At 72.2% G+C, this 14,692-nt stretch carries 13 protein-coding genes; 1 reads left to right on the top strand and 12 read right to left on the bottom strand.

The genetic code is table 11. The annotated features are described in order from the left end of the window. Window positions 1–18: 18 nt before the first annotated feature. From ACFYTT_RS05175 to ACFYTT_RS05135, 9 genes are all read right to left on the bottom strand, one after another. Window positions 19–1,443, bottom strand: a complete 1,425-nt coding sequence (locus ACFYTT_RS05175; RefSeq protein WP_387257845.1) for an MmgE/PrpD family protein — start codon at window positions 1,441–1,443, stop codon at window positions 19–21. Continuing rightward, on the bottom strand, window positions 1,436–2,287 hold the full coding sequence (locus tag ACFYTT_RS05170) for a cyclase family protein (protein WP_176095850.1): 852 nt from the start codon (window positions 2,285–2,287) through the stop codon (window positions 1,436–1,438). The genes ACFYTT_RS05175 and ACFYTT_RS05170 overlap by 8 nt, the downstream gene beginning before the upstream one ends. Before the next feature lie 38 nt (window positions 2,288–2,325). Continuing rightward, on the bottom strand, window positions 2,326–3,525 hold the full coding sequence (locus ACFYTT_RS05165) for a CaiB/BaiF CoA-transferase family protein (protein WP_131051645.1): 1,200 nt from the start codon (window positions 3,523–3,525) through the stop codon (window positions 2,326–2,328). A gap of 91 nt (window positions 3,526–3,616) precedes the next feature. Further along, complete coding sequence (locus ACFYTT_RS05160) at window positions 3,617–4,861, bottom strand: MFS transporter (protein ID WP_176094147.1); 1,245 nt, start codon at window positions 4,859–4,861, stop codon at window positions 3,617–3,619. Further along, entirely contained in the window at window positions 4,848–6,272 is a 1,425-nt protein-coding gene (locus ACFYTT_RS05155; RefSeq protein WP_387257844.1) for an aldehyde dehydrogenase family protein, read from the bottom strand. The genes ACFYTT_RS05160 and ACFYTT_RS05155 overlap by 14 nt, the downstream gene beginning before the upstream one ends. Then, entirely contained in the window at window positions 6,265–7,995 is a 1,731-nt protein-coding gene (locus ACFYTT_RS05150) for a thiamine pyrophosphate-dependent enzyme (protein ID WP_387257843.1), read from the bottom strand. Before ACFYTT_RS05150 ends, ACFYTT_RS05155 begins: the two co-directional genes overlap by 8 nt. Then, a complete protein-coding gene (locus ACFYTT_RS05145) occupies window positions 7,992–9,065 on the bottom strand; it encodes an ABC transporter substrate-binding protein (protein ID WP_176094144.1) in 1,074 nt (357 codons plus the stop codon). Before ACFYTT_RS05145 ends, ACFYTT_RS05150 begins: the two co-directional genes overlap by 4 nt. Window positions 9,066–9,189: 124 nt before the next feature. Continuing rightward, window positions 9,190–10,062, bottom strand: a complete 873-nt coding sequence (locus ACFYTT_RS05140; protein ID WP_176094143.1) for an ABC transporter permease — start codon at window positions 10,060–10,062, stop codon at window positions 9,190–9,192. Between the two features lie 22 nt (window positions 10,063–10,084). Continuing rightward, window positions 10,085–10,876 carry an ABC transporter ATP-binding protein gene (locus ACFYTT_RS05135; RefSeq protein ID WP_176094142.1) on the bottom strand — a complete coding sequence of 264 codons (792 nt, stop codon included), beginning with the start codon at window positions 10,874–10,876 and terminating at the stop codon, window positions 10,085–10,087. Window positions 10,877–11,049: 173 nt separating this feature from the next. Between ACFYTT_RS05135 and ACFYTT_RS05130 the strand changes: the two genes are divergently transcribed. Beyond that, entirely contained in the window at window positions 11,050–11,670 is a 621-nt protein-coding gene (locus tag ACFYTT_RS05130) for a cysteine hydrolase family protein (RefSeq protein ID WP_161594922.1), read from the top strand. Here the strand turns inward: ACFYTT_RS05130 and ACFYTT_RS05125 are convergent. The 3 genes from ACFYTT_RS05125 to ACFYTT_RS05115 form a co-directional block, all read right to left on the bottom strand. Beyond that, window positions 11,601–12,512 (bottom strand): IclR family transcriptional regulator, encoded by a 912-nt coding sequence (locus ACFYTT_RS05125; RefSeq protein ID WP_236145642.1) that lies wholly within the window; start codon window positions 12,510–12,512, stop codon window positions 11,601–11,603. The two genes, ACFYTT_RS05130 and ACFYTT_RS05125, sit on opposite strands and share 70 nt — an antisense overlap. A gap of 63 nt (window positions 12,513–12,575) precedes the next feature. Continuing rightward, on the bottom strand, window positions 12,576–13,775 hold the full coding sequence (locus ACFYTT_RS05120; RefSeq protein ID WP_176094141.1) for an NAD(P)/FAD-dependent oxidoreductase: 1,200 nt from the start codon (window positions 13,773–13,775) through the stop codon (window positions 12,576–12,578). Window positions 13,776–13,777: 2 nt separating this feature from the next. After that, the gene (locus ACFYTT_RS05115; RefSeq protein ID WP_131052281.1) at window positions 13,778–14,566 is read right to left on the bottom strand and encodes a hypothetical protein; all 789 of its coding nucleotides are present in this window, start codon (window positions 14,564–14,566) and stop codon (window positions 13,778–13,780) included. Window positions 14,567–14,692 lie beyond the last annotated feature (126 nt).

Raw genomic sequence — 14,692 nt, 5'->3', positions numbered from 1 at the left:
CGACGGGTCGCGGGTGGGTCAGTCGGTGGCGGTGCGCAGCCGGGTCAGTGGGCGCAGCAGGTCGGCCACGTCGGTGACGTCGGCGAGGCCGGCGACGGCGGCCACCACCTGGTCGGTGGTGTCCGGGTCGAGGCGACCGGCGACGTTGTCGCGGAACTTCATGGCCAGTTCCGCGTCGGACAGCGGTCGTTGTGGGCCGCCCCGGTTGGTCAGGACCTCTTCGCGCCAGGTCCGGCCGTCGTCGGTGCGGACGGTCACGACGGCCGGGAACTGGTAGGGGAAGATCTTGGTGCACTCGTCGTCGGCGACCACGTCGACGCGGGCCATCAGGGCCCGGCGGGCCGGGTCGCGGGCCAGGTCGTCGGTGAAGTCACCGAGCCCGAGGCCCAGGCCGCCGCCGCCGAAGAGGCCGGCGACCACCGCGTACGGGCCGCTGAACTGGGCCTGGTAGCCGGTGTCCGGGGTGCGTTTGGTGTCGATGGGCTGCCCGATGGTGCGGATCACGGCGGCGGGTACCCGCAGTTCGATGTGGTCGATGCGGTCCAGCGGCACGTCCTGGGCGCCCAGCGCCAGTCCGGCGTCGATGGCGGCGTGGGTGAAGTGGTTGGCCGGGTAGGGCTTGAAGAAGATGTCCGGCACCGCCCAGCGTTCACCGAGTCCGTCGGTGACCTGGGCGTGGTCGGCTTCGCCGCGCAGGAAGGCGGTGAAGAACCCGAACCGGCCCTCCAGCACGGTGGGTGGTCCGGTGAAGCCGCGTCGGACCAGGTCGGCGGCGGTGACGGCGCTGTGTGCGGCCCATCCGCAGTGCAGCCGTTTGACGGTGCCGCCGGTGCGGTTGGCCTCGATCACTCCGGCGGCCATCGACGCGGTCACGCCGAGCACGTCCAGCAGGCCGTCCTCGTCGAGGCCGACGAGCATGCCGGCGGCCACGGCGGCGCCCATCGCCCCGCAGATGGAGGTGGCGTGCTGGCCGTGTTCGAAGAAGACCGAGTTGTTCAGTTCCGGGTCGTAGCCGGCCATGCCGAGGCGGACGGTGACCTCGATGCCGACCGCGACGGCGGTGGTGAGGGCGGCGCCGTCGGCGCCGGCGGCCTGCGCGGCGGCCAGGGCGGCCGGCACCACGGCGGCGCTGGGGTGCAGCACCGAGGGTAGGTGGGTGTCGTCGTAGTCCAGCGAGTGGGCCAGGACGCCGTTGCCGAACGCGGCCTGCGCGGCGGGTACCGCCTCGGGTAGGCCGACGACGTACGCCTGGGGGCGTCCACCCTGCTCGGCGACGTGGTCGAGGGCGGCGTGGCTCGTGGGGAGCCGGTGCGCGGCGACGCACAGGCCGAGGATGTCCAGGACCCGCTGGCGCACGCTGGTGACGACCGGTGCGGGCAGGGGCGTGGTGCGGGCGTGGGCGGCGAACGCGGCGAGTTGCCGGGCGAGGGTCTGGTCAGGCATCGACGACCACCGCCAGCGGGCGTACGGGCGAGCCGGTGGCGCCGAAGATGGCCAGTGGCGAGAGCACGAACAGGAACTCGTGCACTCCGGCGGCGGCCAGTTCCTCCAGTGCCATGGTCTCGATGATGTAGACGCCGCGTTCGACCAGCAGCACCCGGTGCGCGGGCAGGACGCTGTGGCCGGCGCCGGGGCGCAGGCACTCGAAGGCGATGGTGTCCGCGCCGGCGGCGTGGATGCCCTGGTCGGCCAGCCAGGTGGCGCCGGCCTCGCCAACGCCGGGTACGCCGCTGTCGTGGCCGACGAAGCGGGTGCGGTCGTCGTCGCTGAACAGTCGGCCCCAGCCGCTGCGGATCAGTGCCACGTCGCCGGGGCGCAGCGGGGTGCCCTGCTGCTCGGCGGTGTGGGTCAGGTCCTGCGGGGTGATCTCGTAGCCGGCGGCGCAGCCCTGCGGGGTGCCCAGCGCGGCCGGCACGTCGAGCAGCACTCCACGGCGCACCATCGGGGCGATGGTGTGTGCGCCCAGGTCGGCGAAGCGTCCGCCGCGTCCGGCGGCGGCGGCGTCGGAGCCGTCGAACAGCCGGCCGTCCTGGGAGACGTGCGAGAAGGCGTCGATGTGGGTGCCGACGTGGGTGCCCATGGTGATGATGTCGTTGGCGGCGGAGCCGCCGTCGACGCGGACCGCGTCGCCGTGCCGACGTGGCAGGGCGTGCCAGAACGGCGGGTGGTTGGGCGACTGGGGCATGCCGATGCTCAGGCGACGGCCCAGGTCGTACACCCGGGTGCCGGCGGCGACGGCGGCCAGCAGCGCCTGGGTTCCGCTCGCCGGGTTGGTGGTGGTGCTCATGGTGGTCACGGCAATCCTTACCTTCGTGGTGGTGGCCGTCAGGCCACGATCTCCCGGTCGCGCAGGTCGGCGACGGTGTCGGGGGTGCAGCCGAGTTCGTTGACGAGGAGATCGTCGGTGTCGGCGCCGAGAGCCCGGCCGGTGAAGCGGATCCGGCCGGGGGTCTCGGACATCCGCCACAGGACGTTGTGCATCAGGACCTGACCGAAGTCGGGGTCGGGGACGTCGACGACCATCTCGGCGGCGCGGACGTGGTCGTCGGTGACGATGTCGCGGGCGTCGTAGACGGGCGCGACGGCGGCGCCGGCCTCGTCGAAGGCCCGCATGACCTCGTCGCGGGTGCGCTCGGCGATCCAGCCGCCGACGTAGGAGTCGAGCAGGTCGGCGTGTTCGGCGCGTTGGCGTCCGGAGGCGAACCACGGTTCGTCGATGACCTCGGGGTGTCCGACGAGGCGCAGCACCCGTTCGGCGATGGACTGGGCGCTGGTGGAGATCGCCACCCAGGAGCCGTCGCGGGTGCGGTAGGTGTTGCGGGGCGAGTTGTTGGTGGAGCGGTTGCCGTGCCGGTGGCCGATGATGCCGAGCTGGTCGTAGACGGTGGGTCCGGGACCGACGGCCATCATGATCGGTTCGAGCAGGCTGAGGTCGACGACCTGGCCTTTGCCGCCGTTCTGTTGGCGGGCCCAGAGCGCGACCATGGTGGCGGAGGAGGCGGCGATGCCGCAGATGCTGTCGGCCAGGCCGAACGCGGGCAGGGTGGGTGGGCCGTTCTCGTCGCCGGTGAGGTGGGCGAAGCCGCTCATCGCCTCGGCGAGGGTGCCGAAGCCGGGCCGGTGCGCGTAGGGGCCGCGTTGGCCGAAGCCGGAGATGCGGACGACGACCAGCGCCGGGTTGATCTCCAGGAGCGTGTCGGGGCCGATCCCCCACCGTTCCAGGGTGCCGGGTCGGAAGTTCTCCACCAGCACGTCGGCGGTGGCGGCGAGGCGGCGCAGCAGGTCGGCGCCCTCCGGGGTGGACAGCTTGAGCCCGAGCGTGCGCTTGTTGCGGGAGATCTCCTTCCACCACAGCGGTACGCCGTCCTTGGCGTGGCCGTGTCCGCGCATGCTGTCGCCGGCGACGGGGTGTTCGACCTTGATGACGTCGGCGCCGTAGTCGCCGAGGATCTGGCAGCACAGCGGTCCGGCCAGGATCGTCGAGGCGTCGATGACGCGCAGGCCGGTCAGCGGTCCGTCGTGCACGGGAGCCCCCATTCCTATCGTTCGCATCAAGCGAACGGTGTTTCGCTCAGCAGAATAGTTTGTTGTCAGGTGTGGGGTCAACGCACGCCCCTCACCCCCCGGCGGCGCGCAGCGCCCGTCGGGCGCGCAGCACCACCGCGGCGGCCACGGCGGCCACCACCGCCACGACCGCGCCGGTACGCGCGGAGAACGCGTCGCCCAGCCAGCCGTGCAGGATCGCCGCCGCCGGACGGATGCCCAGGAAACACATCGACCACAGCGCCATCACCCGGCCCCGCACCTCGTCGGCCAGGCCGTGCTGCATGGTGGCGTTGACGTCGCTGACCGCCAGCAGGTAACCGGCGCCGCCCACGGCGATGCCCACCGTGGCCATCACCGGCCCCGGACTGACCGCCAGCACCGCCATCCCGACGCCCAGGGCGGCCACCCCGACCGCACCGGTACGGCCACTGCCCATCACCCGCCGCAACCGGCCCACCCAGCCGGCGATCAACGCCGAACCGAGCCCGAAACAGGTGATGAAGATGCCCACCATCAGCTCACCGCCGCCGAAGCCCTCGGCGAACAGCGGTGACAGCGTGTTGATCGGCTCCATCGCCAACCCGATCAGGGCCACCGCCACCAGGCAGCGCACCAGTTCCGGCCGGGAACGGACGTAGGCCACCCCGTCGAACACGCCCAGCCGGCGCTTGCCGGCCCCGGGCTGCGCCCGGGGCAGCCGTACGCCGGCCAGTGCCAGCGCGAACACCAGGAAACTGGCGGCGTTGACGGCGAACGCGGCACCGGCACCGGCCAGCGCGTACGTGGCCGCCCCGGCCACCGGGCCGATCGCCCGGGACAGGTTGAAGGTGAGCGAGTGCAACGCGATGGCCTGCGGGACGTCGGCACGTCCGACGATGTTGGGCACCAGCGCCTGGGCCGCCGGCCCGGTGATCGCCTGCCCCACCCCGGACAGCGCCACGAACGTCAACAGCAGCGGGGCGTTGAGGAGGTCCAGGAACGCCAGCACCGCGAGCACCGCGGCGGCGGTCCCGCCCAGCGTCTGCCCGACGATGATCAGCAGCCGCCGGTCGACCCGGTCGGCCACCGCCCCGATCACCGGTGCCAGGACCAACTGCATCGCGAACTGCAACGCGGTGACCAGCCCCACCATGAAGGCGGAGCGGGTCAACGCGAAGATGGTCAGGATCGCCGCGACGTTCTGGAACCAGGTGCCGGTGTTGGACGCCAGCGACCCGAAGAAGTACGGGCCGAAGCGGCGGTCCCGCAGCAACGCGAGCCCGCCGCGACCCACCTCCTCGGTCGCCGCGTCGGGCGGGCGGTCAGCCTGCGGCACCCGCGCCACCCAGGCCGTACCCCTGCGGTGTGCCGGCCGTCAGCGAGGTCCACACCGACTTCGGCCGCAGGAACAGCCGGGCCGCCTCGGTGCCGTTCTCCCGCCCGTACCCGGACAGGCCCACCCCGCCGAAGGGCACCAGGTCCGACAGCACCCGGTACGTGTTGATCCAGACCGTGCCGGCGCGGACCTGCCCGGCGAACCGGTGCGCCCGGGCGATGTCGGCGGTCCACACCCCGGCGGCCAGCCCGAAGTCGGTGTCGTCGGCCAGCCGCAGCGCCTCGGCGTCGTCACGGAACGACGACACCGCCAGGACCGGGCCGAAGACCTCCTCGCGCAGCAGCCGGGCCTGCGCGTCCAACCGGTCGAACACCGTCGGCGGCACGTAGAAGCCGTCGCGCAGCCGCTCGTCGTCGGGCAGGGCGGCCTGCGCCACCAGCCGTCCGGCGGCACGGGTCTCGGCGATGAACTGCGCCGTCTTGTCCCGCTGCGCCGAGGTGATCTGCGGACCCAGGTCGGTGTCGTCGTCGAACGGGTCACCGACGCGCAGTCCGCGTACCCGCTCCGCGATCCGGTCGAGGACCTCGTCGTAGACCGACTCGTGGACCACCAGCCGGGAACCGGCGATGCACATCTGGCCGCAGGAGGCGAAGACGCCCAGCACCACCGCGTCGACCGCCCGGTCCAGGTCGGCGTCGCCGAAGATGACCTGCGGTGACTTGCCGCCCAGCTCCAGGGCGACCGGCGTCAGGTGCTCCGCCGCCGCGCGGGCGATCGCCTTACCGGTGTCGTGGTGCCCGGTGAACACGATCAGGTCCACGTCCGGATGCGACACCAGCGCCGCGCCGGTCTCCCGACCGCCGGGCAACACCGCCACCAGATCCTCGGGTACGCCGGCCTCGGTCAGCAGCCCGGCCAGCCGCAGGGCGGTCAGCGGGGTCTCCTCGGCCGGCTTGAGCAGGCAGGCGTTGCCGAACGCCAGCGCCGGGGCGATCTTCTTGGCGGCGAAGAAGAACGGCACGTTCCACGGGATGACCCCGGCGACCACGCCGTGCGGCTCCGGCACCGTGTACGTGTGGTACTCCACGCCGACCGGGATGGTCTCCCCGCGTACCTGCTCGGCCCAGCCGGCGTAGTAGCGGAAGCTGCCGGCCGCCCGGCGTACCTCCCGCCGCGTGTCACTGAGGATCTTGCCGGTGTTGCGGGTCTCGATCTCGGCCAGTTCCTCGACGGCGGCCTCGATGAGGTCGGCGACGGCGTGCAGGATCCGGCCGCGTTCGCTGCCGGTGCGCCGGGCCCAGGCCGGTTGCGCGGCCCGCGCCGCGCGGACCGCGGCGTGCACCTCGTCCGGCGAGGCGGGCGCCACCCGGGCCAGGACCCGGGCGTCGATCGGGGAGACGACCTCAGCCATCACTGGTCCCTTCGTCAGCGGCCGGGGTGCGCGCCCGGCGATCCGGGTCCATCGACCCGGTGAGGTGTTCGGGCACCCAGACGTCCAGCACGGCCGGTACCCGGTCGCGCTGCACGGCGGCACGGGCCCGGTCCAGGGCGGCGCTCAGATCGGCCGCGCGCACCACCCGCTCGCCGTAGCAGCCCTGCGCGCGGGCGTGCGCGGCGAAGTCCGGCGACGGGGTGAGGTGACCGCCGAGGACCGTGGGTTCGGCGACGGCCAGACCGTCCGGGTAGTGCGCGGCCAGCGTGGTGGTGCCGGTGCGGTACCCGCCGTTGTTGACCACGACGGTGACGATCGGGGCGTCGTGCTGCTGCTGCAACCACAGGCACGAGTCCGGCGAGCCGAACAGGTAGGAGCCGTCCCCGGTGACCGCGACGGCGTGCGCGCCACCGGCGGCGATGCTGGCGCCGGTGGCCGCGGCCACCGACCAGCCGAGGCTGGAGCCGCCCTTCTCGAACAGGGTGCCCGGCTTCGTGCGGCGCACCGCCGTGGTGTCGAAGACCTCCCAGGTGAGCAGGTCGTCGGGGTGCAGGTGGGCGTCCAGTGCCGCCGCGATCAACGAGGGGGTGGGCACACCGCCGGCCGCTCCCCTGCCGGCGGTGTGCCGCTTGGTGCCGACGCCCGGGGGGCGCTCGCGGCGCTGCCGCACCGTGTCGGCGTCGCCCGAGCCGACCTCGCCGAGCACCGCGGCGAGGAACGCCGCCGGGTCGGCGGTCGTGCGGGCGTCGGCCCGCAACTCGTACAGCGGGACCCTGCTCTCGATCGGGTCGGGTCCCACCCAGCCGATCCACGCGTCCTCGGCGGGCTGTTCCACCGCGGGCATCCACGGCACCGGGTGGTCCAGTACGACGACGACGTCGAACTGGTCCAGCGGCGCGCTGGTGTGCCACGGGTTGTCGTCGGGCAGGTTGACCCGGTAGCGGGAGGCGCGCACCTCCACGCCCAGGGTGTCGGCCAGTTCGGCGAGCAGCCGCACCGCGCGGGGGTTCTCGCCGACCCGGTCGGTGACCACCACCGGGCGGCGGGCGGTCCGCAGGCGGCGGGCCACCTCGCTGACCATGCCGGGGTCGCCGGGACCCAGGGTCGGCACGCCGAGCGCCTGGGCGCTGGGCACCCGGTCGCCGACGGGCACCGGGTGGCGTCCCACCTCCTCCGGCATCGCCAGATAGACCGGCCCGCGTCGGGGTGCCAGCGCGACCTGCAGGCCACGCGCCACGACCAGGGCGGCGTCGTCGAGGGCGGAGAGCTTGTAGTCCCACTTGACGTACTGGCGCACGATCGCGCCCTGGTCCCAGCGCTGCTGCTTCCAGAACACCGGCGAGGTACGCGATTCCGCGCGGGTCGGCGGATACCCCGACATGATCATGATGGGGTGGTCGCCCCACATGGCGTTGTGGATCGCGCCGCCGTGGTGCAGCAGACCGAGGTCGGCGTGGGCGGCCGTCATGCTGGGTCCACCGGAGACCATGGTCTCGCCCATCGCGGCGGTCAGCGCGACGTGCTCGTGCGGACAGGTGATGATCTCCGGGGTCGGCTCGCCCTTCTGGCGTGCCTGCGCGCCGGCCTCCTGGAAGGAGGTCAGCTCGGAGCCGCTGTTGAACCAGAGCCGGCGCACCCCGCTGGCGGCCGCCGCCGCGAGGACCGCGGCGGCGCCACCGACGGCGGCCGGGTCGGCCGTCACAGCTCCCTCGCGCGGGCGAGGTAGTCCGGGTAGATGAGCTTCTCGATCGGCGCGGCGGAGTTGACCAGCTTGGCCTTGACCAGGCTCTCCTGGCCGGTGAGCCAGGTCTGCGGGTTCATCTGCAGGGTGTTCTCCGGGCCGGCGGCCTGCCAGCTCTCCACCAGCAGGGGCAGCTCGGCGCGGGCCTGGGCGGCGTCCGCCTCCGGGTTGTACTTGCGCAGGTCGTTGATGACCTGCTCCCAGTTCTCCTCCTTGCTGGCGTAGTCGATGGCCTTGAGTACACCGGCCAGGAACCGCACCGGCATGTCGCTGTCCGACTCGACCATCTTGAGGCTGGTGTTGTACGAGTCCGAGGGCATCGGCGCGTGCTCGTCGGTGCTGAAGAAGACGACCTCGCCGATCTCCTTCTGGATGGTGGCCCGGTCGGTGTTGACGCAGATCCAGGCGTCCACCTCGCCCCGGCGCGCCAACTCGTACGCGGCGGTGCCGACACCGGTGACCGGACGCTGCACCGACCCGGGGTCGATGCCCGCGTTGATCAGCATCACGTCGAGCAGGTTCTCGGTGGCGCCGCCGGTGGAGACGATGCCGCAGGTGCGTCCGGCGAGCTGGGCCGGGCTGCGGATCGGGTCGTCGGGCAGGGACACCACCTCGAACTGCGACTTCTGCCGGACGCTGGCGATGCTGACGAACGGCGCGTCCTCGTTGGCCACCGCGATGATCGCGTTGATGCCGTTGGCGCGGGTCATGTCCGCCGAGCCGCCGAGGACGGCCTGGATGGCGGTGGCGGTGCCCTGCCCGCCCTTGATGTCCAGGTTGAGGCCGTGCTCGGCGAAGTAGCCGCGCTCCTTGGCGACCATCGTCTCCACGAAGCTCAACGTCAGGCCGGAGGCGGTCATGTACGAGCCGTTCAGGCTGCCGTCGGCGTTGACCTGGTTGTCGTCGCCGCCGCAGCCGCTGAGCATCAGGGTCATGCCGCCGGCGGTGGGCAGCAGCAGCCCGGCGGAGGCGCCGAACCGCAGGAGCGAGCGCCGGGAGACCGGCGCGCCGAAGGAGGGGTTATGTGTCACGGAGGACTCCCGGGGCGAGGAAGGTACGGATGGGTGACGGATTTGGGCAAGGAGAGGTCCGCCAGTGCCGCGTCGCGGCGCCGACCGGGTCGTGTGGTGTGTCAGGTGAGAGCCGGGCCGTCGGTCAGGGGCGGCGGCGCGGCTGCACGGACTCGTGCCAGGGGATCAGCAACCGGCGAGCGCCGGTGACGATGCTGTAGAGGGTGAAGCCGAACAGGGCCATGATCAGGATCGCGCCGAACAGCTTGTCGACCTGGAGGTTGTTCTGCAGGTTGACCGCGTACCGGCCGAGGCCCTTGTCACCGCCGAGGTACTCGCCGACGATCGCGCCGATGGTCGCCTGGACGACCGCCAGCTCCATGCCGGCCAGGATGAAGGGCATCGTGTACGGCAGGTCGGCCTTCCAGAACCGTGTCCACCGCGACGCCTTGAGCGTCGTCATCAGGTCGTGCATGGAGCCCGGCACCGACCGGACACCGAACGAGGTGTTGATCAGCAGCGGGAAGAAGGCCAGCAGCGCGGCGATGACCACCTTGGAGGAGGGGCCGAAGCCGAGCCAGAGGATGAACAGCGGCACCAGCGCGACTTTCGGCACCACCTGGGTGGCGACGATGAACGGCCGGACGATCCGGTCGAACAGCGGCGACTTGCCGATCATCAGGCCGAGCCCGACGCCCAGCACGATCGCCAGCGCCAGACCCATCATGACCTCGTAGAAGGTCGTCCAGATGTGGGTCCGCCAGACGAACGGGTCGACGATCTGCTCGCTGAACGCCTTGAACACCGCCTCCGGCGGCGGCAGCACGAAGCGGGACAGGTCGGTGACCTCGACGTAGATCTTCCACGCCACGAGGAACAGCGCGATCAGCAGGGGGCTGGTGTAGAAGGACAGCCACCGGTTGTTGCGCAGCCGCTCTTTCCAGGTCGGCGGTGGTGGCTTCAGCAACTCTTCGGCGGAGGGTGTCGGCGCCGGCTGGCGCTCTTGAGTGGCAGTCACTGTGCGGCACCTCGGTATGCGGTCAGGCCGAGACGGCGGATCGGTTGTCGGGGTCCTGCACCGCGCCGATCTGTCGACGCAGCTCGGCGGCGAGATGGCGGAACTCGGCGGTCTCGGTCATGTCGATGGTGCGCGGCCGGGGCAGCGTCACCTCGGTGATGGAGTGGATGTGGCCGGGCTTGGTCCCCAGCATCACGATGCGGTCGGCGAGGAACACCGCCTCGGAGACGGAGTGCGTCACGAAGACGACCGTCTTGCGGTTCTCCAGCCAGATGCGCTGCAGCTCGGAGTTCATCATGTCGCGGGTCTGCGCGTCGAGCGCGCCGAACGGCTCGTCCATGAGCAGCACCTGCGGGTCGTGTGCCAACGCGCGGGCGATGGAGACCCGCTGGCGCATGCCGCCCGACAACTGGTGCGGGTGCTTTCCCTCGGCCTCCGGCAGGCCGACGAGTTCGAGCATCTCGCGGACCCGCGCGGTGCGTTCCCGGCGGCCGACGCCGGCCATCTCCAGCGGCAGGGCCACGTTGGCGGCGGCGGTCCGCCAGGGCATCAGGGTGGCCTCCTGGAAGACGAAGCCCAGAGGGCGGTCGCCGTCGGACCGCGTGCCGTGGTCGAGGCTCACCCGGCCGACGGTCGGGCTCTCCAACTGACCGATGATGCGCAGCAGGGTGGTCTTGCCGCACCCGGAGGGCCCGAGCAGCACGACGAACTCGCCGTCGGCGATGTCGAGCGAGACGTCGCTCAGGGCGAGCATCGACTGCCCGCCGGCGCCGGCGAAGACCTTGCTGACGCCCTCCACTTTGATCGCACTCATGGGCTACCCCTGTCACCGACCGGCCCGCGTTTGATCGCGAGATTGTTCGCTTGTGCAGTACGCCGTTCTGTTGGTGCGAACGTAAGCTATGTTCGGCGGCAAGGTCAATGGCCTGTAGGACCCGACTCGGCATCATCGATCCGGATCAATCCCCTGATTTGGGAGAAAACCTCATGAAGTACCCCCCGTGGCGGACCGCGGTGCTGGTCATCGACATGCAGAACGACTTCTGCTCCCCCGCCGGGGCCATGGCGACGCTCGGCGCCGACGTCGGTGTCAACGCCGATCTGGCCCGCCGGCTGCCCGGATTCCTGGACCCGGCGCGGACCGCCGGCTGCCTCGTCGTCTGGGTCCGGCAGGCCGCCCACGACCAGCTCGTGTCACCGGCCCGCCGGGCCCGCGCCGAGGCGATGGGCCGCAGCCCGCTCAGCGTCTGCGAGGCGGGCTCCTGGGGCGCCGAACTGGCCGACGGGCTACGCCCCGCGCCCGGCGACTGCCACCTGGAGAAGACGCGCTACAGCGCCTTCGTCGGCACGCCCCTGCACAACCTGCTGCGGGCACACGAACGCGACCACGTGGTGGTGGTCGGCACGGCGGCCAACGTCTGCGTCGACTCGACCGTGCGCGAGGCGTACATGGCCGACCTGGCCGTCACCCTGCCGACGGACATGGTCGGCTGGACCCGCCCGGACCTGGCCGAGCCGGCGATCCGCAACCTCGGGTTCTACTTCTGCGAGACCACGACCTCGGCCGAGCTGCTGTCGGGCTGGTCGGCCGAGGCACGGGCCACCTGACGGCGAGGACTGCGACGCTTGGCCGGTGGCGCGGCCTCGGCCGACTCCGGGGCGGACTGGTAACCCAGCTCGGCGCTGACCTGGCGGGCCGCGTCGGCCACCAGATCGCCGTACTCGGTCAGCAGGCGCGAGGAGAAACGGTCCTGCGGGCCGCAGAGCGACAACGACCCGTAGACCTCGCCGGAGGCGAGCCGGATGGCCGCCGCCACGCTCGCCGCACCCGCCTGCCGTTCACCCCGGCTCACCGCGTAGCCCTGCCCGCGTACCGCCCGCAGGTCCTCCCAGAGCTGCTCGACGGAGGTGATGGTGGCCGACGTCATCGACACCAGCTCATGCGTGGACAGATACTCGGACACCTCGGCGTCGGGCAACGCCGCCAGGATCGCCTTGGACGACGAGCCGGCGACCAGCGAGTGCCGGGAACCGAGCGTGACCGACATCCGGATCTCGTGCGGCGAGAGCACCTGGTCGGTGTAGACGCGCACCCAGCCCTGCCGCATCGACAGCGTGGCCGTCTCCCCGGTGATCTCCACCAACCGTCGCATGTGCCGGTTGGTGGTCGCCTGCACGTCGATGGCGCGCAGCGCGGCCAGACCGGCGGCCAGCGCCCCCGGTCCCAGGCGGTAGCGCCGGGTCTCCTCGTCGAAGGTGACGAACTGGTTGGCCGTGAGCTCCTTGAGGATGCGGTGGGCCACCGCCTTGGGCAGACTCAGGTCCCGCGCGACGGTGGAGACCCCGACCATCTCGGGGCTGCGTTCGGCGAGCAGGTCGATCACGGCCAGCGCGCGACCCAGGCCGCTCGCGGTGTAACGGTGGCCGTCCGCCGGCTCACTCACCGGCACCGCTGACTCCATTCGACAGTGACCTCTCGTGCGTGCCGTCGGGCGGGCACCGGCGTGCGGCGCCTAGTGCTGGATCCCGAGCATACTGACCCGCCGCAGATACGCTCGGGCCTCCTCGGCGTTGTCGGCCACCGCCCGCAGCCGGACCAGCCGCTCCCGGCGCCCGGCCAGGTCGGCCGCGTCCGCCGAGGTGCGGTTCTCGGTGGTGGTCGGCTGCACGAAGCGCTCGGCGATCGAGCGGCGTCGCTGCGCGTACGCGGTGGTCGCGGTCTCCTGGTCGGACTCGGCCAGCGCGGCGGCCACCGCCATCGCGTCGTGGATGCCGGAGTTCAGGCCCATGCCCCCGGTCGTGCTGCTCAGGTGGGCGGCGTCGCCGGCCAGCAGGACCCGACCGATCCGGAACGAGTCGGCCAGCCGTTGGTGGCTGCGGTACATCTGGTGCTGGTGCAGCGGCAGCAACCCGTCCGGCGGCGTCGGCGAGCCCAGCAGCAGCTCCACGGCGGCCAGGAAGTCCGGGTGCGTGCCGGTCGGCGGTTCGTCGTCGACCCCGGTGTTCGTCGACAGCGCGGCGCGCCAGATGTCCGGGGTGCGGATCAGCGAGAACCGGCCGCGCGGGCCGGACCAGTAGCCGACCTCGCTCAGGTCGGGCACCGCGTCCTCGAACCGGAACGGCGTGGCCACCACCAGGCTCATCGACGGGTACGTGAAACCGGGGAACGGCACGTCGAGCAGCTTGCGGGCGATGCTGTGCGCCCCGTCGGCGGCCACCGCCCAGTGGCACGACACGGTACGCCGCCCGCCGTCGACGGCCACCTCCAGCTCGACGCCGGTGTCGTCCTGGCGCAGCCCGACCACCTCGTGGCCGAAACGCAGGTCCACGTTCGGTGTCTCGGCGACCGCCCGACGCAACTGCCGGACCAGCTTGTACTGCTCGTACTGGAGCCGGAACGGGTAGCGTGTCTCGCCCTCCAGCAGGTCGTAGGAGAACTGGGCGGACTCGGTCAGTTCGAGGTCGCGGTAGTCCAGCCGGCGTACCCGGACGGCCTCGGCGAGCACCGGCGCGGCCAGGTCCAGCTCGTCGAGCAGTTCGAGCGTCGGCGGGTGCACCGTCGAGCCGCGCCACTCCGAGCGCACCTCGTCATGGCCCTGTTCCAGCACGACCACACCGATGTCGTAGCGGGCCAGCGCGAGGGCGGTCACCATGCCCACCGGTCCGCCGCCGAGGACGACGACCGGTGCCTGCACCGAGTGGCTTGGCGGCACGTTCACTCCTTCCGGCCGGCGGGACCGCCGGCGATCTGCGTCGGGGCGGTGCCGTCCAGGACGGCGGCCAGGTGCCGCAGCGCCGGACTCGGCGACTGCGTCGCCAGGTGCGAGGCCCCAGCGGTCCGCAACGACTGCCAGGCACCGGCCAGGTTCGAGGAGAGCACCGGCACGGGTGAGCGCGGCACGACGTCGTCGAGTACGTCCAGGCTCGGCGCGCCGGTGCCGGTCAGCAGCACCGCGTGCCCGTCGGCGGCGGTCGCACCGAGCGTGTCCAGCACGCGGTGCACGGTGTCGCCGACCGTCGTCGAGGAGAGGTCGTAGATGGCGCCCGTGCCGGGCACGGCCACCACCTCGGTGACCGTACGGCCGGTCGTCCGCCAGAACGCCGCCGCCTGCGCGGTGAGCCAGTCCGGGTACGGCGACACCAGGGTCAGTGACCGTACGGCGAGACGGTCGAGCACCTGCCGCACGGCGCTCGCGGCACCGACGACCGGGCTGCCGAGCCGGTCGCCGGCGGTCCGGTCGACGTGGTCGGCGTCGGCGTGCCGGGGCCGGTAGTAGCAGCCGGTGCAGGCGACGTAGGTGGCCCGCAGATCCAGTCCCCGCAGCGTGGCGGCGGTCTCCGGCAGCAGGTCGGCGTACCGGTCGAGCCGGTCGGCGAGGGAGCCGTCGACGACCGGGAGCCGGGCCACGTGGTAGCGCAGCCGTGGCGGCAGCAGGCGGCGCAGTTCGGGCTCGACGGTCGGGTTGGCCGGCGGGACGATGACGCCCAGAGCGGTCTCGACCACGACACCCCCATCAGAATGTTCGACTGAGCCGTACGCCGTTCGACGCACTGGAACGATAGGGGGTGCGGCGGGACGTGGTCAACCCACCTGACGGGCGCGTCCGCGCACGCCAGAGCAGGGGTGAGG

The sequence above is a fragment of the Micromonospora sp. NPDC003816 genome (genome assembly GCF_042874705.1).
Classification (GTDB): Bacteria; Actinomycetota; Actinomycetes; order Mycobacteriales; family Micromonosporaceae; genus Micromonospora.
The sequence above is the reverse complement of the archived record's forward strand: the minus strand, read 5'-3'. Positions and strand labels throughout refer to the sequence as shown.

Bases quoted from the DNA above. Each gene is read 5' to 3' on its own strand.
- ACFYTT_RS05130 (WP_161594922.1), top strand. From the start codon at position 11,050: ATGAAGTACCCCCCGTGGCGGACCGCGGTGCTGGTCATCGACATGCAG.
- ACFYTT_RS05175 (WP_387257845.1), bottom strand. From the start codon at position 1,443: ATGCCTGACCAGACCCTCGCCCGGCAACTCGCCGCGTTCGCCGCCCAC.
- ACFYTT_RS05170 (WP_176095850.1), bottom strand. From the start codon at position 2,287: ATGAGCACCACCACCAACCCGGCGAGCGGAACCCAGGCGCTGCTGGCC.
- ACFYTT_RS05135 (WP_176094142.1), bottom strand. From the start codon at position 10,876: ATGAGTGCGATCAAAGTGGAGGGCGTCAGCAAGGTCTTCGCCGGCGCC.
- ACFYTT_RS05155 (WP_387257844.1), bottom strand. From the start codon at position 6,272: ATGGCTGAGGTCGTCTCCCCGATCGACGCCCGGGTCCTGGCCCGGGTG.